Annotated in this window: 16 protein-coding genes; 10 read left to right on the plus strand and 6 right to left on the minus strand. The window is 58.4% G+C overall.

All coding sequences use genetic code 11. The annotated features are described in order from the left end of the window. Positions 1 to 158 precede the first annotated feature (158 nt). The 6 genes from GC165_03550 to GC165_03575 all read left to right on the plus strand — a co-directional run bounded on the left by GC165_03550 (position 159) and on the right by GC165_03575 (position 9,764). Positions 159 to 4,628 carry a hypothetical protein gene (locus tag GC165_03550; protein ID MBI1331935.1) on the plus strand — a complete coding sequence of 1,490 codons (4,470 nt, stop codon included), beginning with the start codon at positions 159 to 161 and terminating at the stop codon, positions 4,626 to 4,628. 165 nt (positions 4,629 to 4,793) lie between these two features. Beyond that, positions 4,794 to 5,681: a GNAT family N-acetyltransferase gene (locus tag GC165_03555; GenBank protein MBI1331936.1), complete on the plus strand. Its 888-nt coding sequence runs from the start codon at positions 4,794 to 4,796 to the stop codon at positions 5,679 to 5,681. A gap of 18 nt (positions 5,682 to 5,699) precedes the next feature. Then, positions 5,700 to 6,374 carry a cupin domain-containing protein gene (locus GC165_03560; GenBank protein MBI1331937.1) on the plus strand — a complete coding sequence of 225 codons (675 nt, stop codon included), beginning with the start codon at positions 5,700 to 5,702 and terminating at the stop codon, positions 6,372 to 6,374. Positions 6,375 to 6,428: 54 nt separating this feature from the next. After that, entirely contained in the window at positions 6,429 to 8,069 is a 1,641-nt protein-coding gene (locus GC165_03565) for a DUF4932 domain-containing protein (protein ID MBI1331938.1), read from the plus strand. Positions 8,070 to 8,142: 73 nt separating this feature from the next. Continuing rightward, positions 8,143 to 9,195 (plus strand): galactose-1-epimerase, encoded by a 1,053-nt coding sequence (locus GC165_03570; protein ID MBI1331939.1) that lies wholly within the window; start codon positions 8,143 to 8,145, stop codon positions 9,193 to 9,195. Between the two features lie 89 nt (positions 9,196 to 9,284). After that, complete coding sequence (locus tag GC165_03575) at positions 9,285 to 9,764, plus strand: hypothetical protein (GenBank protein ID MBI1331940.1); 480 nt, start codon at positions 9,285 to 9,287, stop codon at positions 9,762 to 9,764. Here GC165_03575 and pfkB read toward each other — a convergent pair whose 3' ends face one another. Then, complete coding sequence (gene pfkB, locus GC165_03580) at positions 9,765 to 10,703, minus strand: 1-phosphofructokinase (protein MBI1331941.1); 939 nt, start codon at positions 10,701 to 10,703, stop codon at positions 9,765 to 9,767. A 98-nt stretch (positions 10,704 to 10,801) separates the two neighbouring features. Next, positions 10,802 to 11,776, minus strand: coding sequence for a 6-phosphofructokinase (pfkA, locus tag GC165_03585; GenBank protein MBI1331942.1), 975 nt, complete (start codon positions 11,774 to 11,776; stop codon positions 10,802 to 10,804). A 1-nt stretch (position 11,777) separates the two neighbouring features. Here pfkA and GC165_03590 point away from each other — a divergent pair, with 1 nt between their 5' ends. The 4 genes from GC165_03590 to GC165_03605 are packed head-to-tail and all read left to right on the plus strand — an operon-like array spanning position 11,778 to position 15,266. Next, entirely contained in the window at positions 11,778 to 12,899 is a 1,122-nt protein-coding gene (locus GC165_03590; protein MBI1331943.1) for a DUF1385 domain-containing protein, read from the plus strand. Between the two features lie 18 nt (positions 12,900 to 12,917). Further along, positions 12,918 to 13,343 (plus strand): hypothetical protein, encoded by a 426-nt coding sequence (locus GC165_03595; GenBank protein MBI1331944.1) that lies wholly within the window; start codon positions 12,918 to 12,920, stop codon positions 13,341 to 13,343. Next, the gene (locus GC165_03600) at positions 13,228 to 14,307 is read left to right on the plus strand and encodes an arginase (GenBank protein ID MBI1331945.1); all 1,080 of its coding nucleotides are present in this window, start codon (positions 13,228 to 13,230) and stop codon (positions 14,305 to 14,307) included. Before GC165_03595 ends, GC165_03600 begins: the two co-directional genes overlap by 116 nt. Beyond that, positions 14,304 to 15,266: a KpsF/GutQ family sugar-phosphate isomerase gene (locus tag GC165_03605; protein ID MBI1331946.1), complete on the plus strand. Its 963-nt coding sequence runs from the start codon at positions 14,304 to 14,306 to the stop codon at positions 15,264 to 15,266. The genes GC165_03600 and GC165_03605 overlap by 4 nt, the downstream gene beginning before the upstream one ends. A 1-nt stretch (position 15,267) precedes the next feature. Here the strand turns inward: GC165_03605 and rpsR are convergent, their stop codons facing one another. The 4 genes from rpsR to GC165_03625 all read right to left on the minus strand — a co-directional run bounded on the left by rpsR (position 15,268) and on the right by GC165_03625 (position 21,784). Next, on the minus strand, positions 15,268 to 15,597 hold the full coding sequence (rpsR, locus tag GC165_03610; GenBank protein MBI1331947.1) for a 30S ribosomal protein S18: 330 nt from the start codon (positions 15,595 to 15,597) through the stop codon (positions 15,268 to 15,270). 182 nt (positions 15,598 to 15,779) lie between these two features. Next, positions 15,780 to 16,667 (minus strand): beta-ureidopropionase, encoded by an 888-nt coding sequence (locus tag GC165_03615; GenBank protein MBI1331948.1) that lies wholly within the window; start codon positions 16,665 to 16,667, stop codon positions 15,780 to 15,782. Positions 16,668 to 16,698: 31 nt separating this feature from the next. Beyond that, positions 16,699 to 19,059 (minus strand): AAA family ATPase, encoded by a 2,361-nt coding sequence (locus GC165_03620; protein MBI1331949.1) that lies wholly within the window; start codon positions 19,057 to 19,059, stop codon positions 16,699 to 16,701. Next, a complete protein-coding gene (locus GC165_03625) occupies positions 18,956 to 21,784 on the minus strand; it encodes a hypothetical protein (protein MBI1331950.1) in 2,829 nt (942 codons plus the stop codon). Before GC165_03625 ends, GC165_03620 begins: the two co-directional genes overlap by 104 nt. Between the last annotated feature and the right edge of the window lie 23 nt (positions 21,785 to 21,807).

The following is a 21,807-nucleotide window of genomic DNA, read 5'->3' on the forward strand; positions in this document are numbered from 1 at the left end:
GTCAGGAGGCACCCTCTCCAAATTTCCGTTAGATAATTTGGAGAGGGAATTGGGACCTAAGTTTTGCAATTTCGGCAAAAAACCACTATAATGGGAATCCGGTTTGCATAGTCGCCGCCGGATTCCGCAATGTTGTCGGAGTCTCATGATGGCGAACTATGTATCAGGTTGAACGAAACGGACGACTTATCTACGAAGCCGACGCCTGCGGCATCGGATTCCTGGCTTCCCGAAAAGGGGTTGCTCAGCGCGAGCTTGTCGAGCAAGCTTTGTCCCTTACCAAACACTTCGACCATCGTGGTGCGCCTGGCCATGGCGCGGGTCTCCAACTCGATATTCCGTGGGCGCTCCTGGTTGATCGGTTTCCGAACCATAGCAAGCTGATCGTTCAGCACGATGTGGCGCTAGGCATGTTCTTCCTTCCGTTTGAGCCGCGGCTTCGCCAGAAATGCATTGAGGAAGTCGAGCGAATCGCCGCGCTCGCGGGCGCGACCTGTCTGGATTGGGCCGATGTTCCGGTCGATCCGTCGGCCTTGCCCGAGAATTCCAGCGCTCGACGCACGCTTCCGAAGGTTCGACAGGCGATATTTAAGCGGCCCGATCACATGAGCGAAGAGGGCTGGTTTGCGTGCCGCTACCTGCTGCGAATCGCCATCGAGGACAAGATGTACCAGTTGGCGGGCGACGAGTTTGCGGTCGTCTCGCTTTCGAACCGAACGGTCGTTTACAAGGGCCTTTCCGAGCTTTCGAAGATCGGCGACCTTTACCCCGATTTGATGAGCCGCGACTTTCAGTCTCGGTTCGTGCTGTTCCACAGCCGCTACTGCACCAACACCACGACCGCGTGGCGGCGCGCCCAGCCATTTTGGGGCATCGCTCATAACGGCGAGGTTTCGACGATCAGCGGCAACGTTTCGTGGATGCAAGCAATCGGGCGAGACCTGATCCGCAACCTCACCGAGCGGTTCCCACAACTGACCAAGCTATCGAAGCAGGTCGATTCGATCATTTGTCCGGGCGGTAGCGATACGGCCAACCTGGACGACATGACGATTGCGTTGATCGCCGGTGGCATGAGCTTTCCACAAGCGCTTTTGGCGTTGTTGCCTAGCGCTGAGTCGGCTCTGTCGGAAGACGATCCGCTTCGCGATTTCTTTGCCGCTTCGCGAATCTACCTTGGCGCGTGCGACGGACCGGCGGCGATCGTCGGATGCGATGGTGACGTCGCTTGCGCGCACCTCGACCGCAACGGCCTCCGACCGCTTTGGTCGCTGACCACCAAGGAGTATGTCTTGGCGGTATCGGAGCTAACGGGCACCATCGACCTCGGCGAAATTGAGGACCAGCGGGTGCTCGGCCCAGGCGAGACGATGTTGATCGACCTTCGCAACGGGCGCATGGCGTTCGAGCATGAGGTCAAGCAGATGGTCAGCCGCGAGCCGTATCCGATGCCGTTCGCGCGAATCGAGCGAGCCAAGCCGTCCGGCGAGAAGCTGGAGTACGTGGTCGAGAACCTGACGCAGGTGCAGAAGTCATTTGGCATGGGCAAGGAGGATGTCGAAGTGCTCCTCGGCCCGATGGGTGAGACGGGCTATCCGCCGGTCGGCGCGATGGGTAACGACACCTCTCCGGCAGCGATGCTCGACGTGCTACCGCGCCGCATCGAGGACCACTTCAAGCTTCGATTTGCCCAGGAGACCAGTCCGCCCATCGACCCCGTTCGCGATGCCTGGGTGTTCGACGAAAGCGCAACTTTTGGCGACCGAAGCGGCCTTTGGGTGAACGCCAGCGGCCCGTTGTTCGAGTTCTCGCATCGGGTGCTTGGCCTGGCCGACATTAACTGGCTCCAGCATCGCACCGGGGTGCGCACGGTTTCCCTTTTGGTGCCTTCGGATTCAGACCTCGACGAAGCGATTCAGGCGAAAGTCGATGAGATCGTGGCGTTGCCGGCGGCTTCGGGCGTCATCATTCTTTCGGACCGGACGCCTACGGCTGAGCAAATCGCTTTGCCAAGCCTGCGCGTGTTGTCCCGGCTGCACAATACGCTGGTCGAGACGAACCAACGACACCGATTCGGCCTGGTGGCCGAGGTCGGCATTTGGGATGTGCACCACTGTGCTCTGCACCTGACGCTCGGCGCGGACGCGGTGTGCCCCTGGCTTGGCATTGCGTCGGTCGGCAAGGACTGCGAGGCTAACCTTCTGAAGGCGCTTCGGGCCGGTGTGGTCGAGGCGATGTCGATGATGGGTGTGACGCCGTCGTCGGCCTACTGCGGCGCGAAACTGGTCGAGGCAGTCGGCTTGGACTTCGAATTTCTCGGACAAGAATTTGTCGGAGTGCCAGGGCACGTTTCCGGCATCGGTAGCGGGATTCTGAACGGTGAGTGGAAGCAGTTCCACGCGGCAGCGTTTGCGGACGAGGAGCCGCTGGTGGACGCAGGCGAGTTTCGACATACGCGGGACGGACGACCGCACTTCAACAACGCGCAGATCGTGCGATCGCTTCAGTCGGCTAGCGGCTACACGCGAAAGATTCACGAACATAAGCCGGGCACGAAGGAGGCTTATGAGTCGTACGCCAAGCTGGTTGCCGAGCGGCGGCCGATCACGCTTTTGGACGTGCTTCAGATCAAGAAGGGCGACGCGGTGCCGATCGACGAGGTCGACAGCGTCGAATCGATTTTGTGGCGGTTCATGGCTCCCGGCATGAGCGAAGGCGCACTGAGCGAGCCGGCTCACCGAGCCATCGCGCGGGCGTTTAATATTCTGCGTCGGTACTGCCTGATCAATGGCAAGCCCGGGCGCGGGATCGGGCCTATCGCGAACTCTGGCGAGGGCGGCTTCGACAAGGGCCGAATGCTGAAGTCGGATGGCAACCGAAGCGTGCAGTACGCAGGTGGACGCTTTACGATCACGCCTTGGACGGCCTCGACGGCGGACGAAGCGGAAGTGAAGTTTGCCCAAGGCGCGAAGCCGGGCAAAGGCGGACAGCTTCCGGGAAAAAAGGTTTCACCGATGGTCGCGGTTCGACGCGGTTGCGAGCCGGGCTTTGAGCTCGTCAGTCCGCCGATCAACCATAACCTGTACAGCATCGAAGACGTGAAGCTTCAGCTTGAGGCGTGGCGACACCTGAATCCGCGCGTGAACTGCGCGCTGAAGTACGTGGCGACGACGGGCGTGGAGATGGTCGCGGTAGGCGGCGTGAACGCCGGGGCGAACCGAATCCACATTAGCGATGGATGCGGCGGCACGGGCGCGGCGAAGCGGGTGGACCAAAAGCACTCTGGCTTGCCGGTGGTTTCCGTCCTGCCGACGGTGCAGGACATGCTGGTGGAAGAGGGCATTCGGCACCTAGTCGAAGTGAGCGTGGACGGCGGAATTCAGAGCGGCGAACAGGCCCTGAAATTCTTCCTGCTTGGCGCGGATAAGGTCGGATTTGGAACCAGTCTGCTGATCGCTATCGGGTGTTCGATGCTTCGAAAATGTAACCTGAGCGGCCCCGATCCGAACGATCCGACGGGCAAGCGACGGCTGGGATGCACGCCGGGCGTGGCGACCCAGGATCCCGAATTCATCGCGCGATTTACGGGCAAGGCGATCCACGTTGCGCGGTTCCTGCGGTTCATCGCCGAAGAGGTTCGCGAGCGAATGGCAGAGGCGGGTATTCGACGCTTGGACGACGTGATCGGACAGCGAAACCTGCTGGAGGTCAAGCCGAACCTGGAGGGCAAGGCGGCGATGATGGACTTTTCTTACCTCGTGAACGCGCCGGGCGAGCGATGCCGCATCCGCGACTACGAGCTTCAGACGCGAATGAACATGCCGACCATCGACCAACAGGAGATTCAGGGCGCGAAGTACGTTTGCAACGGAAAGTCGCTCGAACTCGAGCGGTCGCTGACGAACGCCAACCGATGCGTCGGTGTGGCGGCGGCGGGCGTGCTGGCGCGGAAACAGGGCGACGCCGGGTTGGCGGATGCGAAGCTGACTTTCTTGAACCGCGGCAGCGCGGGCCACTTCTACGGAGCCTATGCGGTCAATGGGTTGGAGTTCCACATGCGCGGAACCATTGCCGACTCGGGCTTCACCGCCGCTTACGGCGGCTTGGTGGCGATTTCACCGCCCCATGAGCGGACGTTCTTGGCGCTGGTCGGAAACTGCTTCGGTTACGGAGCGCGGGGCGGAAAGGCGTTCATCGCGGGTAAAGCGGGCAATCGCTTTGGCATCTGCATGCGAAAGAACCACGAGGGCGGCGGTCCGCTGTTGGTCGTAGAAGGGGTCGGCGCGAACGCATTCCAATACATGACGGGCGGCGTCGGCGTGATCCTCGGTCCGTTTGGTCCGAACCTTGGTTCGGGCATGAGCGGAGGAAAGATTTTCGTCCTCGATCCTACGCTTTCGAATGTGAATTCGAAGTACGCGCAGGCGTCGGCTTTGACGCCGGACGATGAGATCGAGTTGAAGGCGATTCTGGAAGAGCACGTGCTTCACACGGAAAGCAATCTCGGCAAATTCCTGCTGTGCCAGTTCGATGCAACGCGGTTTAGCGTGATTCGCACGAAGCTGAAGCCGGATTGGTTGCCGGAGTGGGATGAGGAATTGGCAAAGCAGAACCACGAAGTAGGCTAACTCAAGACTGGCCTACTGCCTTACGCCGTTCACGAATCGAAGCGTGGAATGCGAAACCGGTAGGAGGCTACTTACCAGACGCCAAACTGGGTAAGGAGCAGATTTGGCACTCAGATCAGATTAGTTGCTTTAAGCAACTAATCTGATCTATCATATCTTCAAAATATGTCGAAGACTAAACTTTCTAGTCAAGTGGCAGCGATTCGCGAGTTCAATCGCTTCTACACGGCTAAACTGGGGCTGCTTCGCAAGCACCACCTCGACAGTGAATTCTCGCTCACGGAGGCAAGAGTGCTGTTCGAAATTGGTTTGACGCCGGAGACCACGGCACGGAGCCTTGCGGAGCGTTTCGATCTCGATCCTGGCTACTTGAGCCGTGTCATTGCCACTCACACAAAGCGCAGCCTCGTTATTGCAACGCAGTCCGAGATAGATGGACGCGAAAAGCATCTTTCACTCACAGAAGCAGGCTTGGAAGCGGTTAAGGCAATTGATCAAAAATCAGCCAAGGAAGTCGAAATGATATTGTCGTCAGTGAGCCCCAGCGACCGAAAGAAACTGACGGATGCGGTTTCAACCATTCAGTCAATTCTTAGTAAGGACACATTGGAAATCACAAAGCTCACCAACATTGATCCCGACGCCGTCGCTATTATTCACGAATACTACGATGCCGTGGATGTCATCGTCCGAGATCCGGACGAGAAGCTGACGCAGATCGTCGAGGATACGAAGTCGGGGTTCTGGGTTGCGTCGCTCGGCGGTGCGCTGGTTGGGTGCGTGATCCTGCGCCCGTTGCCTTCCGTGCCAAACGCCAGCGAATGCAAGCGCCTGTATGTTCGCCCTGAGGGGCGAGGCAAGCGTATTGCCGACCGTTTGCTGACCGAGATGGAGGACTTCGCGAAGGAGGTTGGGTACGAGTGGGTGTACCTCGATACCCACGACGGATTGCAGGCGGCGATCAATCTGTATCGAAAGCGAGGGTACGAGCCGTGCGAACGGTACAACGACAATCCGCAAGCCACCGTCTTCCTGCGCAAGCGCCTCGATTAGGGCATAATTGGGCCACGCATGAAGGAGCGCGACCCCAAAGCCGAAAAACAGGCCAAGCGCCTCCTCAAGAAAGTCGATGCGGCCACGTTTGGACAGCGCCTCAAACGTCTGCGAATTCGCCAAGGTCTCTCTGTACGGGCGCTGGCCGAGATGGCCAACCTCAACAAGAACTCGATTGTGCGGATAGAGGCCGGGCACTTGGGCTATCCCAGCACGATCATCAAAGTCTGCGAAGCGCTCGGAATCCACCTTGATCGTCTTTGTCGCGGTGATGAAGGCACCGATACGTCCTCGGCGGTTCATCGCCACGAACAAGATCGTTGGTTCGACCTTCAGGGTCTAGTCGAGGGACCAATCGGCGATGCCGAAACCCCACTGTCCCAAGCCGAGCGACGACAATATGCCGAGCAAGGCATTGAAACCCAAATGGTTCTGTTTCAAAGCCGTCCGAGCGGTGGCAAGTTGTGGCCAGGACTTATCGAACTCTACGGACCAAGCCGATCTCGAGCACACCCAGGCGAGGAGTTTGTGTATGTCCTCTCTGGCTCGCTTACCATCATAATCGGGAACGAGAAATTCGATTTAGCTGCGGGCGAGTCAATCGGATTTTGGCCATCGGAGCCCCACAGCTATGCCCCTGCGAAAGATTCGGAGCTTCCGACACGTATTCTCTGCATCCGCATCGACCCCTAGAGAGATTTTGGAACAAAGTGAAAGTACAATACTGTACTAATCTTTGAGTTCAAAATGATTCACTATTTAGCCGTCGTCTGCTTGCATCTCCAAACTTCGCCTTTCCCGCCTGTCGATCCAAAGGAACTCAAGGCCGCTTTGGCTAAGGGGTGGAAGCTAAAGGAGTCCACCGATGACGATAGCGGGGTATTCCGTCGCTTTTTCGTCGCCACCAAGGATGGTCAAGAACAGATCCAGGGGGTCTATCATAGCTGGTTTAAGTCGGGAAAGCCCCGAACCATCGCGTTTTATCGAGACGGCGCACGGCAAGGCAAGGGAACGTGGTGGCACGAGACGGGCAAGAAGTGGCGCGAAGGAACCTACAAAGACGACAAATTCGACGGGATATGGACCACCTGGGATGACGAAGGGCGGAAGATTCAGACGTCGGGGTATAGGGACGACATGCCCGACGGTCCTTCGCAGTTTTGGTCGAGCGATGGCAAAGTCACGGCCGCCGGCACTTACAAGATGGGTGTGCCCGAAGGAAATTGGACCATCTCCGAACACGAGAAGTCGCACCGCTATTCCTTCCGCGACGGGGCCGTTCAGACTCCATCCGAGCCGTCGGTAATGGCAGCAATCGCGCCACCACCTATGACTTTTCCCGCTGGCGCCGATCATCTTAACATCGAGGTCGATCCTCGCACCGAACTCCTCGCTGTTGTACAGAATTTCACCAGTTGGGAGACATCCGGGGCTTTTTCAACCGTCGATGAGCCTTACAAGCGAGACATCGTTCGATGGTTCAGCCCCTACAAAGACCACCCCGCCGTCAAACTCTACGAGTCCATTCTCGATGGCGGAACGAATTTTGCCTTCGATGGTCCAGTCAACTGGATTCTTCATCTTGGCTCCCCTCCCGATTTAGCCGTCATGTCTCCCATCCCCGAAGGGATCGTTCGACGCGGAGGAGGAGCCGAAAAGATAGAGAACCTACGAAAGTCCCTCGTGCAGTTCGCAAAGGACTCGCACTTCGAAGAGTTCTTTCGCGCCCATCGGTCGTTTTATGACGAACTCATCAAGAACTACCGGACCAACTCGCCGGGAGACCCTGCGCTTCGGCTGGTGATGGAGCACTATGGCGAGGTCAAACAGTCGGGCACTGCCGTCATTTGTCCGATGTTTGGTCCGGGAAACTACGGCATTATCGTCCAGGAGCCGACCGGTCCGAAAATCTTCAACGTCGGTGCCCCTTCGTATGAGAATGGCAAATTTACCTACGATCCCAATGTGCTTCAGTCTATGATCTACCACGAGTTCGGGCATTCGTTTTCGAATCCGGCCGTTGACGCCAATCATGCGTGGGGAACCAAGGGTGACTCCCTTTTTCCAATCGTAAAATCCGTCATGGCTCAGCAGGCCTATGGCGATTGGAAGTCCGTCGTTTATGAACTTTTCGATCGGACCAACGAGATTCACCTCGTATCGCTTGGAGGCAATCCGAAGTGGGCTCGGCAGCTTCTCAGCTACTATATCTACAACCGAGGGTTCTGTTGGCTGCCCTACACGCTCCGAAAGCTGATCCAATACGAGAGTAACCGAACGAAGTATCCAACCTTCAAATCGTTTGCGGGCGAAATGGCCAAGGTGTTCGACGAAACTAGGCCAATCGTCATCAACGGAACGATCGTATGCGTTGTCCCGCTTGAATAGAGTTGCATTTCGGGGCCAGGTGGGATAACCTACGATTGCAATGGTGCTCACGAGTGTTGCTGTGGCTATGGTTATGCAGGCAAGTCATTTTGGTACGTACGAAGGAAAGCCGGTTACGCTTTACACGCTGAAGAATAAGCGAGGCATGGTCGCCAAGATCATGGATTACGGCGCGACCGTGGTTTCCCTGACCGCCCCCGACCGCAAGGGCAAGTATGAGGAGGTTACGCTCGGCTTCGACACGTTCGACCCGTATCCGACCAGCAGTCCCTACTTCGGCGCGATCGTTGGCCGAGTCGGCAACCGAATTGCCAACGGCAAATTCACCCTGGACGGCAAGGAATACACCCTTGCGGTGAACAACGGTCCCAACAGCCTCCACGGTGGCCTGAAGGGGTTTGACAAGCGCATTTGGTCGGTGATCTCGAAGCCTTCGGCTATGAACCCGTCGATTACGTTTAAGTACGTGAGCGCAGACGGCGAAGAAGGCTATCCGGGTGAGCTGACGGCGGTGGTGAAGTACACGCTGACGCCGGACAATGCGATGCGGATCGACTACGACATTCGGGCGAAGGCGCACACGATCGCCAACCTGACCAACCACACGTATTGGAACCTCGGCGGTCCGAAAGTGTCGACGATTCTCGATCATCAGATGCAGATCATGGCCGACGCGATTACGCCGGTGGATAGCACGCTGATTCCGGCCAACGGACGGATGGCCGTGCGTGGCACGCCGTTCGACTTCAACAAGCTCACGCGGATCGGCGACCGAATCGAGGACATCAGCAACCAGCAGATCGAGTTTGGCGGCGGATATGACCATAACTTCATTCTGCGAGGTCAGATGGGACAGCTACGAAAGTCGTGCGCTGTTCTTGAGCCGACAAGCGGCCGGTATATGGAGGTTTGGACCACCGAGCCGGGTGTGCAGTTCTACAGCGGCAACTTCCTCGATGGAACGCTTCACGGCCATGGCGGCAAGGTCTATCCGCGACGCGGCGGTTTCTGTCTGGAGACCCAGCACTTCCCGGATTCGGTGAATCAGCCGGACTTCCCGCCGGTCGATGTGTATCCGGGCAAGCCGTACATGTCCACGACGATCTACAAGTTCAAGACAAAGTAGAGATTCGGCGTTTTGCGGGCTCCGGCGGATTCTGCCGGAGCCCATCTTTGTTTTGAACAATCCGCCTCCAGCACGGCACTCACTACCAGATGCTCACTGCGTTTCTCATTCTTCAGCAAGTCACACCGACGGTTCCGATCGGATCGCCGATTAGCCAAATCGGCGTTAAGGCTCCGGGGCAGTACACCGTCACGCGGTCCCAGAAGTCATTCCCGACCATTTCCTCGCTCAGCAAGAAGCGACGGGAGACTTTCAGCGGCATGGTTTACGTCGTGTGGACTTCGCGGAGCAATATCAAGATGCCGTTTGTGCCGTTCAGGAACGGCAAGCGGGTGGGGATCAAATACGACGACCCCTTTGCCGGACAGACACTGGCCAAGTTCCTGCAGAGCCTTGGACCAAAGGCGAATCCAAAATGGTCGGACGATACGATGACGGGCTTCCAAGTCTCTCTCCCCGGCGACGAGAAGCGGGTGCCGAAGGATGATTGCGCTTTGATCGGCAGGCAAATCACGATCACCATTGAGCATGGCAAGGTGACTCATTGCGTGCTTTCGAACCACAAGTAGTTAGATCTGGGTGGCCAGGGCTTCGGGAAAGAGTTGTTCGGTGGTCGCTTTGCCACCGATGGCCGTTCCGTCGGTGAGGGCGGTTGCGGCCCCCGCGGCGAGACCCCAGCGAAGGGCTTCCTCGGCAGACTTCCCTTCCACCAACGCCCACAGCATTCCCGCGATCATCGAGTCGCCGCTCCCGATGGTACTTTTCGGATGGACTTTCGGGCTCTTGCCAAGGAACGTTCCTTCTTGGCAAGCCATCACGGCTCCCTTCTCTCCCCGGCTGATGACGACATAGCGGTGCCCGCCGCCGATCTTGGCGTAGAGTTCCTTTGCTGCGGCGATGACGTCCTCGTCGGATTCGATCGGACGCCCGAGAAGGCGACCAGCCTCCTTGCTATTGGGCTTGATGAAGTCGGGATCAGCCTTCAGGCCCTCGGCGAGCACGGCTCCGTCGGCATCGATGACCACCTTGGCACCCGCCTTTTTGGCGATGAGGGCAAGTTGGTAGAAGGCGTCCGTGCTCAAGCCGGGCGGTAAGGAGCCTCCGAATGAGACCCAAGTCGCCTTGGTCGCCAGAATCTCTACCGACTCCACCAGCGCTTTCCATTCGTCGTCGGAGATGGTCGGGCCCTTTTGATTGAAAGTGGTGGGCGGATCGTCGGAATTGTCTTCCACCGAGAAGTTGGTGCGGGTCTCGCCCGCGATCTGCACGAAGCCATCTTCGACCCCTTCTTCTTCCATCACGTGGCGGATGAAGGCGGCAGTGGCTCCACCGAGGAAGCCGGTCGCGATGGTTTCGCCGCCGAGATGGGCATAGACACGCGAGGTGTTGAGGCCCTTCCCGCCAGCGTCCTTTTCGGAAACGAGCACGCGGTTGGTGTCGTTCGGCAGGAACTTGTCCACCCTCAGCAGGTAGTCGACGCAGGGGTTGAGGGTGACAGTGAGGACCATCTGTTTAGTTTACAGTTTGGAGTTGGAAGTTGGAAGTTAGGAGATCAGAGAGAGCCACGATAGGTCCGCCGACCGCCAACTCCAAACTCCCAACTAAGTTACTGCGCCATGACTTCGGCCAGGAGGAGCTTTTCGGGATCGATGGTGCGTTCGGTGCTGAGGACGTAGGTCAGTGGGTGCGAGACCAGCTTACTGCCATCGACACCGGCCATTTCGCCTCGGAATCCGCTCAGGAGTCGGTTGGTGGCCAGGGCACTGAGGCGGAGGGCTAGGACGCGATCGAAGACGGTCGGGCTTCCACCCCGCTGGAGGTGTCCCAGTACGAGGTATCGGCAGTCGAAGCCGGTGTTCTTCTCGATGAACAGCTTGACGTCGCTGGCTCGCGCGGCACCTTCGGCGACGACGATGATCGAGCTTTTCTTTCCTCGATCCGCCGCCGAGCGCAGGTTCTTGCAGATATCCAGAAGCGAGTATGGGACTTCGGGGATCAGGATGGCCTCTGCGCCGCCAGCTAAACCTGACTCGATCGCGATAAATCCGTTGCGACGGCCCATGACCTCGACCACGAAGACGCGCTCGTGGGAGTAGGCGGTGTCGCGCAGGCGGTCGATCGCCTCGACGGAAATGTTCACGGCGGTGTCGAAGCCGATAGAGAAGTCGGTGCCGGAGATGTCGTTGTCGATGGAGCCAGGCACGCCCATGACCGGAAATTGGAATTCTTCTTGCAGCTTTAGCGCACCGGTCAGCGAGCCGTCGCCGCCGATGACCACCAGCCCTTCAACTTTATTCTTGCGAAGGTTATCGAGAGCTTTGACTCGGCCGTCGGGTGTACGGAATTCGGCGCTTCGGGCCGAGCGAAGGATGGTGCCGCCGCGGTCGATGATGCCGCCCACAACCTTCGAGTCCATCACTTGAGACTCATCGTTGATGACGCCTTCCCAGCCGTGCGCGAAGCCGATGATCTCGGTGTTGCGGTAGAGCGCGGCTCGAACCACGCCCCGAATCGCCGCATTCATTCCAGGCGCGTCCCCTCCGCTCGTAATCACACCAATTCGCTTCACGTACCAGTTCATTATGCCCAAAACGCGCCATACTATTCGCGTGATCTCGGATCGGCTTGCGCAACCAGTTGGGCGATTCATGCGCCCGTGCGTCTGCGCGGAACAGTCGATGAGCATCCATCTCGCCATCGAAAAGATGCGCGAGTCCGGCCAGGAAGTGATTCCGGTCGTGAACGAGGGACACCTAGTTGGGCTCCTGACCGAAGCGGGAATTCTGCGCTACGTGGGCGATGGGGCCTCGCCCAATGACGCTGTTAGCGACTATATGTCGCCGACGACGCCGATCCTCAATCGCAACACGGGTGCGGAAGCCCTGCGGCAGTTGGAGGCGACGCCGATCTTAGTGGTGGTCGACGGCCATGATGTCGTATGCGGCTTAGTAGCCGCTTCGAACTTTGTCGGCACGGTTCCCGAGAAACCTCGACCGCCGATGGTGGGGGGGATGGCGACGCCGTTTGGCGTGTATTTGACCAACGGTGCGGTGATGGGTGGCAAGAAGGGGTGGTACCTGGTCACGACCGGCTTCTTCCTTATCGCGATCTTTCTTGTCGGCGACTTTCTTACTGACCTGATCGGTCGGTATGTTCCAGAAACGACGCTTTGGAATACGTTCCTTAATATCGTTCCGTTTCTTGTCATGGTGCTGGCTTTTCGCATTCATCCCATCGCCGGATACCACGCGGCCGAACACCAGGTGGTCCACGCCATCGAGCGGGACGAGGAGATTACGCCGGAGGTTGTGGCGCGGATGCCCCGGGTGCATCCACGGTGCGGAACCAACCTCGCGGTCGCCGCAGCAATCTTTTCGGCCCTCGCCTTTAACCCTTGGTTCGGCAACGACCGGAGTGCGGTTTTCCTTGGCCTTTTCTTCACGATTATGCTTTGGAAACCGCTCGGATCCCTCGCGCAGTACTGGATCACGACCAAGAAAGCGAACGCCAAACAGATTGCCAGCGCGATCGAAGCGGCCAAAGAACTACTGGCAAACTACGAGGTCGCGCCGAGCCGAACGCCTAGTCCATTTCAAAGAATTTACACGAGCGGGCTCCTGCATGTAATGGCTGGTTCGACGGCGGCGTTATTAATAGCGGTGCTAATCGGGATGCTGACCGGAGTGGTCCTTGTCACGTTTTAGGTATCCTATGAGATTGCTGTGGCTATTCTGAGCTCTATCGTCCTTGCCCTCGCGATTTTGGTCGCAATCTTTTTCTCGTTGATTGTCCTCATTACGGGAAAGGGCGACGCGATGGGCGGTGGCAGCAGCGTCCGCACGACTTATAAGGGCAAAGCCACTTTCGACGACATCATGTCGCAGATGGCGCTTTATTCCGGCATCGCGTTTATGGGGCTGGTTCTGCTCTACAACGTCGTCTCCGAAAAGGTTCAGGCTCAAGAGGCTATGCCATCTGCACCGATCACGGCACCTGCGAATAACGTTCCGGCCGTCAACACCCCGGTGACGAATACGCCAGCCGCCAACACGCCTGCATCCAACACTCCGTCCTCTAACTCGACGGCTTCCACGTCCTCCGCGACGACGCCTTCGACGAACTCTCCGGCGGCCGCGAACAACAAGTAGTCCGCCCCGGACTGCCAGGTACCCTTACACCGTGATCGAGATTCATGGCGCTCCGTTCGACCTCGGCGGCGCTCGACAAGGGAGTCGGCTCGGACCGGACGCACTGAGGCTTGCGGGCCTCATTCCTTCGCTTTCTTCGACGGGTCAGACGGAAATCGTCGACCTCGGCAACTTACCCACCGACCTGCACGCGGAAGCGGGACCGGGAATCCCCTTCGCCAAAGCGGCAGGCGATGTCATCGTGCAGATCAAAGAACTCACGTCTCGAATCGTGGATCGTGGCAGCTTCCCAATCATGCTCGGAGGAGAGCATTCGATGGCCGCCGGTCCAATCGCGGCCCTTCTGGACCGATACGGCGACGAACTTGCGGTGCTGTGGATCGATGCGCACGCCGACCTGAACTACCCTGGAATTTCCCCATCGATGAATATCCACGGGATGCCGTTGGCGCTCTTGGCTGGCCTTTCCAGTGGGATGTCGGGCGCGGTCGACCAGGATTGGAACGAATTGAAGGAGCGCGTGGTCGGGCACACTCTTAAGCTCGACCAGGTTTGCTGGTTCGGCTTGCGGGACGTCGATCCTGGCGAGAAGCAGTTGGCAAAGCAAGGCTTCCCCATCACCATGCATGAAATTGACCGGTACGGTGTGCTGGGATGCTGGGGCAAAATCGACGAACGGCTCCGAAAGAACGGTTGTAAGTACCTCTACATATCGCTCGATGTGGACGCGATGGACCCGATTTTGGCCCCCGGCACCGGAACAGCGGTGCGTGGAGGTCTGACCTATCGCGAAGCGCACTTCTTGGCGGAGTTGATCTGCCAATCGTTGAACACGCCAGATGGGTACATACTGGTAGGGATGGATGTGGTCGAGGTGAGCCCGATCCACGACCGGAACAACGAGACGGCGACGGTGGCGGCGGAGTGGGTAGCGTCGCTCTTCGGCAAGAGCATTTTAGGATGATGATTGAGAACGGCAAGCGAATTCTGAAGCAGGAGGCCGAGGCGGTTCTGCACTGCGCAGCGAACCTGGATGGCGGATTTGAGACGGCGGCGGAGTGGATTCTTAACTGCACCGGCCGCGTGATCTGCTGCGGGGTCGGGAAGTCGGGTCATATCGCCAATAAGACGGCGGCGACGCTCGCCAGCACGGGCTCGCCTGCGTTCTTTATGCACGCGGCGGAGGCGGTTCATGGCGATCTGGGGATGGTCACCAAAGACGACATCATGCTGGTCTACACGCACAGCGGCGAGACCGACGAACTCGTGCGCCTGTTTCCAAGCTTTAAGGCGTCGGGCGCCAAGACGATTTTGATTACGGGTAGGCCGACCAGCACTGCCGCGAGGCTGTCCGACCTGGTGCTCGACACGGGAGTCCGCGAAGAGGCATGTCCGAACAACCTAGCGCCCACCACGAGCACGACGGTCATGATCGCCCTCAGCGATGCGCTCGCAATCTCAGTGATGGAGGCGCGCGGCTTTGGCAAAGAGGATTTTGCCCGGTACCACCCGGCGGGCGCGCTGGGCAAGCGGCTCTTGTTGAGAGTCGAGGACGTGATGCGCTCTCACGACGACATCGCGATCGCCTCGCCAAGTAACACGGTGTTGGAGATCATGCAGAAGATCGCAAACGCGGGCGTGGGCGCGGCGTGCGTGGTCGACGATAGCGAGGCACTGATCGGGTTCATCACAGAGGGCGACATCCGCCGCCAACTGCTGAAGCAACCAATCGAGATTGAGACCCAGGCTCAGCAGTTCATGAATACGACGCCGTCGGTAATCGAGCCGGACCTGCTCGCCATCGAGGCGCTTGAGGTGTTTCAGAACTCTCCGTTCAAAATCGGTGAAATGCCGGTGGTCAAAAATAGAAAGGTCCTTGGGCTTTTGATGCTCAAGGACCTTTTGCGTTCCGGAATCGTGTAGTTTATTCTTCGGCGGCGGGAGCGGCTGGTGCCGGAGCCGGAGCTTCGGATCGTCGAGATTCACGCTTTTCGGTGTTCATCTCGGTGACGACGAACGGGATCAGCGCCATTTCTCGGGCTCGCTTGATCGCCTTGGCAACCTGTCGTTGCTGGCGGGCGGTGGTACCGCTCTGTCGCGACGAGATCATCTTGCCGCGATCGTTAATAAATTTTCGGAGAAGGGCGACGTCCTTGTAATCGACGACCTCAATCTTGTTGAGGGTGAGGTAGCTCACCTTTCGCTTGCGTCGCGGACGTGCTTTCGACGAAACGTCGGCGTCCTTGTCCTTCATGGCGGCTTCAACCGTCAATGCTTTGTTCAGATCTTCACTCATGCTCGTGGTCTCCAGGCGGGGGCTTGCGCCCCGAGCGGTAGACGAGGAGTATACCTGAGATCGGGAGTTGGGAGTTGGCCCCGATAGATCGGGGTCTCCGCTTCGCTCCGAGAGTTGGCTAGAGGCTTGCGACTTTCAAGTCAATCGATCTGATTGGCGATCTTCAGCAAATTGTGCCAACTCGACTGGAGGTCCGAGATGAGCGGGGTTTGGGCACGGGCGATGGGGACGAGTTCTAGGTCGATGTCGGCCGCGATGATAGCCTCGACGCCGACCGGCGCCTCGACCAAGACTCGACCAAGTGGGTCGCAGATCATGGAGCCGCCAATGAACCCTTTGCCGCCTTCGTGGCCCACCAACTGGGCGAGGAAAGTGAACACACCGTGCTCCTCGGAGATGGCTCGCACCAGGCGTTGGTAGCGCTCGTGATTCTCGATATGCTCGCTCCGAAAGCCACGCGCGGGCGAGGCCGACGGAATGATCATGGCGGTCGCCCCGGCGACGGCGTTCAGCGTTGGGAACACGGAGTGCCACACATCTTCGCAGATCATGAGCGAAGTCCGGCCAACGCTGGAATCGAGGACGCAGAGGTCGGTGCCTTTCGACACAAACCGGTCCTCGTCAAACACGCCGTAGGTCGGCAGAAAGAACTTCTGGTATGCCTTGATGAGCTGAATGCGACTGCCATTGAAGCGGCAAAAGGCGGCCGAATTGTAGATATTGCCACCCAGAACTTCATAGAATCCGACTACGAATTCGAGCGGAGACTTGATTCGTCCCTCGACCCGGTTCTGAAGCTTTTGCACCAAGCTTTCGGCGCTTAGCGCGAGTTCGACCACGCCGCCTTCAAGAAAATAGCCAGTGGTGCTGGTCTCGGGGAAGAGGGCCAGTTGAATACCTTCGGAGGCACACTGCACCAGGTGGTCGGCGATGCGATCAAGATTGACCTCCAGTTTGCCTTTATCCGGAGAAAATTGAACAATACCGACGCTGACTGACACGCTACCTCTTGTATACCAGTTCGAGATATTCGGGAGTTGGTTTCAGACGCGAAATGAGCTACGGCGATTCGCTTGGATGCCAAGTGGCGAGGCGGTCGAAACCCGAGCCGCCGACTGCGGTTCGGACCAGTTGGATCATGCCCGCGCTGGAGTCACCCCAGGTCGTGAGGACGAGACGCTTCTTGGCCCGTGTCATCGCCACGTACTGTAATCGGACCAGTTCTTCGCGTTCTTTGGCGGCTTTTTGTGTGCGGAGGTACTCGGCAGCGTAAGTGGATTTGCCGCGTAGCCAGTAGCCGATCCAGCCCGTGTCGGCATCGAAGATCGGCGAGAAAATCGGGGGCGATTTGTGGTCCATTCCGTCGGCGATGATGACTGTATCCCACTCGAGCCCCTTGGCTTTATGGATGGTCATGAGGGTGACCAACTCTTCGGATTCGTCGGTCGTAGCGGCGTCACCCTCGTCGTGGCGCAGGCGCTCAATGTTGCGGATCAACTCGGCGAACTCGCGAGCCGAAAGCTCGGGCGAATCCATCGCTAGGAGCAAGAGCTTGCGGACGTTTTCGATTCTACGCCGCCCCTCGGGAAGCGACAAAAGGTTCAAGAACAGGTCGGATTTATTGATGATTTTGGAAAGGACTTCCGACGCGGGGACGTGGTCTACCTGTGCTCGCAGGTCGAGGAACCAGGGCATGAATCGATCTAGTTTTTGCTGGTCCTCGGGGTCCAACTCCTGGTCCTGCTGCGGCTTGGCGAGAAGGACGATGGCGTCGAGCGAGAGCCCGACGATGGGACTGCGAAGCGTCGCCAACCATGCAAAGTTTTCATGCCGCGATGAGACGGCAAGGAGTGCGTTGACGAGATCGCGAACTTCGGACCGGGCGAAGAACTGCGATTGCCCCGCGTTCATACGGACGCCGATGCCTCGTCGCTTCAGCGCAGCCTCGATGGCTTCGGCCTCGCGATGGCGACGAATGAGGATGCAAATGGAGTTTAGATTTACTCCGCTCGCCTTTTGCTGAGCCACGTATTCCGCCAACTCATGCCAGTTCGATTTCGACGTAAGATGGATTCGCTCGACGGCGTCGTAGGTCACGTCTTCGTCGAAGTCCTCGTAAGTGCCAGACAAGAAGTAGTCGGCTCCGAACGCCTGACTGAAGACGACATCGACCATGTTGATGATCGTTTTGTCGGACCGGAAGTTGCGCGACAGCTTGAGGAACCCTTGACGAGCGCGGTCCTTGAACATCGCGACGTCCGCATTGCGGAATGCGTAGATCGACTGTTTGCCGTCTCCGACCAGCATTTTCGATTGGCTGTCGATGGCATCGAAGAGGCGAAACTGATTGCGGTTGAGGTCTTGCGATTCGTCAACAATAACGTGGAGAAACTGATCCGAAACGCGGTGGCGCACTTGCGGTGAGGTCTCCAACAGACGTACCGCGCGACTCTCCAACCCGTCGAAGTCGATCATCCGCTCGGCGCTCAGCATCCGCTCGTATCCGGCCCAGGCGTAGAGGGCGAGTTGAGCGAGGCCGCAGGTCAGGTTCGCGATGGTCAACTCGTCGTCCTGCACGGTTCGCAACCATGAGTACTTCGTCTTCTCGCCGCGAATTTTCCCCGCTTCTTGGTAGGCGACGTCCCGCCAAGGGACGCCGATGGTGCTCGCGATGGCATTGCGCATGTATTCCGGCAGGTGCTTGATCAGTTCCTCTTGGGTCACTTCCAGAAAGTGCTCACCGGACTGGTAGAGGTCCTCAAAATACGACGGCTCGTGGCCACTAGATCGCATCTGGTTAAGGATTTTGATCGCCTCGCTTTCCAGCTTTTCGTAAGCACCGATCTGTCCGTATTCGGCGCGGCCCACGGTCGCACGAACGAACATGGCGATGAGTTCGTTATCGTCATCCTCGGCCGAATTGATCACGAACCGGACGGCGTCACGCTTGAGTCGATCCGACTCTCCGCCTCCGGCCAGTTCGAATTTCGGGTCCATTCCCGCCTCGACTGAGTTCTCACGCAGGAGCTTTTCATAGAACGAGTGGATCGTCTGGATCGGACCAGTTTCCGCCTCTTGGGCCTCTTCGAACAGCTCCTTCTCAAACAGCCGGTCGACGATTCGCCGCTTCATTTCGGCGGCCGCCTTGTTGGTGAAGGTGATGGTGAGAATCTGCGAAGGGCGAACGCCGAACTCCTGCACGAGGCGGAGGTAGCGTTCAACGACGACAAACGTCTTGCCTGAGCCGGCCGACGCCACAACGACCGAGGAACCCTCGTTTTGGGCGATGATGTCGACCTGTTCTTGGGTGGGCTTATTAGCCACTTGTGCCTCCACCGAAGTCGAAAATGTCGTCCGAGCTGCCCAGTGACTGGCGGCACAGATCCGCGTAGGAGCAGTAGGTGCAGTGGTCGCCGGCACGAGTCGTCATCTGCCCTGAAACCGCGATCGCTTTCGGGTTTCGAAGAAGGTCCTTCATGCGGTCAGCGAGTTCGATTTTGTTGCCAAACTGCCGCGACAGATTTAGGACCAGGAACTGCTCTCCTTGCTTGTTGAGGTGCGTGAACTCCGAGAAAAGCAGGGTGGTGCGGTGATCGCTCAGGCCATCGATCTCAAGTCGAACTTCGGAGACACCCTCCCAGGCGGATGCAAAATACATCCCGTATTCGGACAGGTAGAGGTCGATGGCGGCCTCCTTGGTGTCCTTTGGCGGCGTGCGGCGGTAGAGGTGGACGATCCGTACGCCATCTTGGTCGGTGATACCTTCGACCTTGCCGCTCAAGCGGTACTTGAAGCGCTCAGGATTGAGCTGAGGATCACCAAACTTGACATCGAGGACCGTGTTTCTGGGATCGCGACCCCATAGGTCGCGGGAGGCGAATTCGCGTTCGACCAAGCCTTCGACGAGCCGCGTGGAGCCGTGGTACATCATCTCAAACTCCCACGCAGGCAGGCGGGGCCGAAGTTCGTCCAGGTATTCGTCCAGCACGCGCTTTATCTCCGCCCTCGCGGCGCGGATATCAGAGATGGTCAGCAGTTGGGCTCTTCGCGGGACTTCGAGGAGCCAACCCCAATGGTCGTTTGCCTGCTGTTGCTCGGGGAGGAGGCGTTCGGCGGAAAATTTGTAGTTGCACTCGACCAGCGAGCGGAGGGAACGCGGGTTGACGTCAGCCATGTCGAAGCGAACGGTCTCGACGGCACGCTCGTCTTTCAGCACGTTATCGACCGACTGCAGAGTGGGATGCTGGATTCGTTCGGCGATAGCGATGTCGCGGGGAGATTGGCACTCATCGACCGGCGGCGTAAGCAACCGTCGAGGATGGACGACGGCCCCCTCAATTCCGCAGATGCGCTTAACCTCCTCCAGGTAAAAGGCGGGAACATTGTCGGATTCACCGTCCGACATCGGATAGCTGAAGTAGAGGGCCTTTGCCGGGCAGGCACAGACTCGGTAAAAGAGGTCGCGCTCACTCCGCGCGATGTCGAAGGAGTCGTTCATGGGGGGGCCGTCTATCAGTTCGGACAAGCGGCGCTTGAGGTCGTCGCTGAGAATCGCGTCCTCTGACCGGCGGCGCGGGAATGAGCCTTCGAGCATGCCGAGGACGAAAAGATTATCGATGTCGCTCAGCTCTTCGGGCGAAGAAACCAACAGCACCCCATCGCCAGTGCTGGGGACGCTGACGTCGCTCATCCCCCAGACGCGCTCAGCGTGGGAAAGCCAGTCGTGATACGTCATTGGATCGGGCGTCTGGATGAGCTGAATCGTGGCATCCTGGGCGAGATTGGAGAGCATTGAGGTTTGGGCACGAAGGTCACGCTCTTGGGCGTTGTCAAGCCATGGAGCGGACTCAAGGAAGGTCTTGAGCTCTGAATGCCAATCTGCCGGTCCTCGTGCCTTCTCGAAACAAGTGGTGCGGAACGTGCGAAAGTGGCTCAGCACGACGCGGACACTGTCGTCGATCTCGGTCGAATGGTCGAGGTAGTTGCCGAGGGCTTCCCAGTCCTTCTCAGGTCCGTGGTGAACTTCATTAAGGAGTTGGGTGAGATCGTCAATACCGAAGTAGGAGGTCCTGAGTGGCGTCGCGAGGACGCGAACGTCATCCGACGCGACCGCCTTGAGTGCAGCCAGCGTGACCTTAGCGAAGCCGCTCGCGAGGAGCGGGATTCGGCGTCGGCTCTCGACGGGTACGCCCAAGCTCTCGCCAGCGTGGAGCAGGATTGGGCCGTATTTGTCGAGATTCCGCGTCAGGATGGCGGTCGCGGCGTAATCGCCGATCTCTAAACACCGCCGCAATGCCCATTCACATTCCGCGAGCGGATCGCCGCAACAGTGAAGCTCGACCCAGTCGAGGTCTGCCCCCGAATATTTTTCTTTGGCGAAAAGGTTGTTGATGAGACGACTTCCCTCTCCCGGCTCGGCGGGACTAACTTCCAGTTCTGCGGCAACCACCTTCGACAGTTGGAAGATGTCTCCATCGGTGGCGTGACGGTCGAGGATAACCTCGACCTCCGCCCCTTCCTCGACCAGCCACTTGATCCAGCGAATCGCCATCGGGTGGACCGTACTGCCCATGAAGAACTGAAGGCGCGAATCCTGGCCGTCGGTATCGATATTTGTATCCAGGCACTCGGCGATCATCTTGGCGACGATGGTGGCGTTCGCGCGTTCCAGCAAAGAGATGACCTCGTTGAAGATTTCGATCAGCTCGCCGATCTTGGCAAGACCGGTTTGAGCCGCCAGACGTTGGACGTCCACCGTGTTGGCGCCGATAACGCCCCAGTGCCCCAGTTCGCGAAAAGCTTCCAGCAGGCACTCATGGAAGCCGGGCATATCTGCCACCTTGCGGAACGGGCTATCCGACCCAATTTCTGAGCAAACGATGGAAATGGCGGTGAGAATTTGGCGCGAAGTCGCGATGAGACGCGGCGGCATTCCGGTGAGGAGGTGCACCTGGCGAACGACTTCGCCGAACGATTTGACGTCGACCATCGTTTGGTCGCCCAACTGCGCGCGGAGCATCGGCAACTGAGAGTCGTTTAGGGAGGTCACAAGGCCATATTCGTTTTGCCCGAACCTCTGCACCAGTCGAGTTACGTTTTTGGGCCCAGGAATGATGCTAATCACGTCCAAACGACCCTTCGGCATGGCGTTATCAAGTGTAACATGAG

This window comes from Armatimonadota bacterium (assembly GCA_016125185.1).
GTDB lineage: Bacteria > Armatimonadota > Fimbriimonadia > Fimbriimonadales > Fimbriimonadaceae > Fimbriimonas.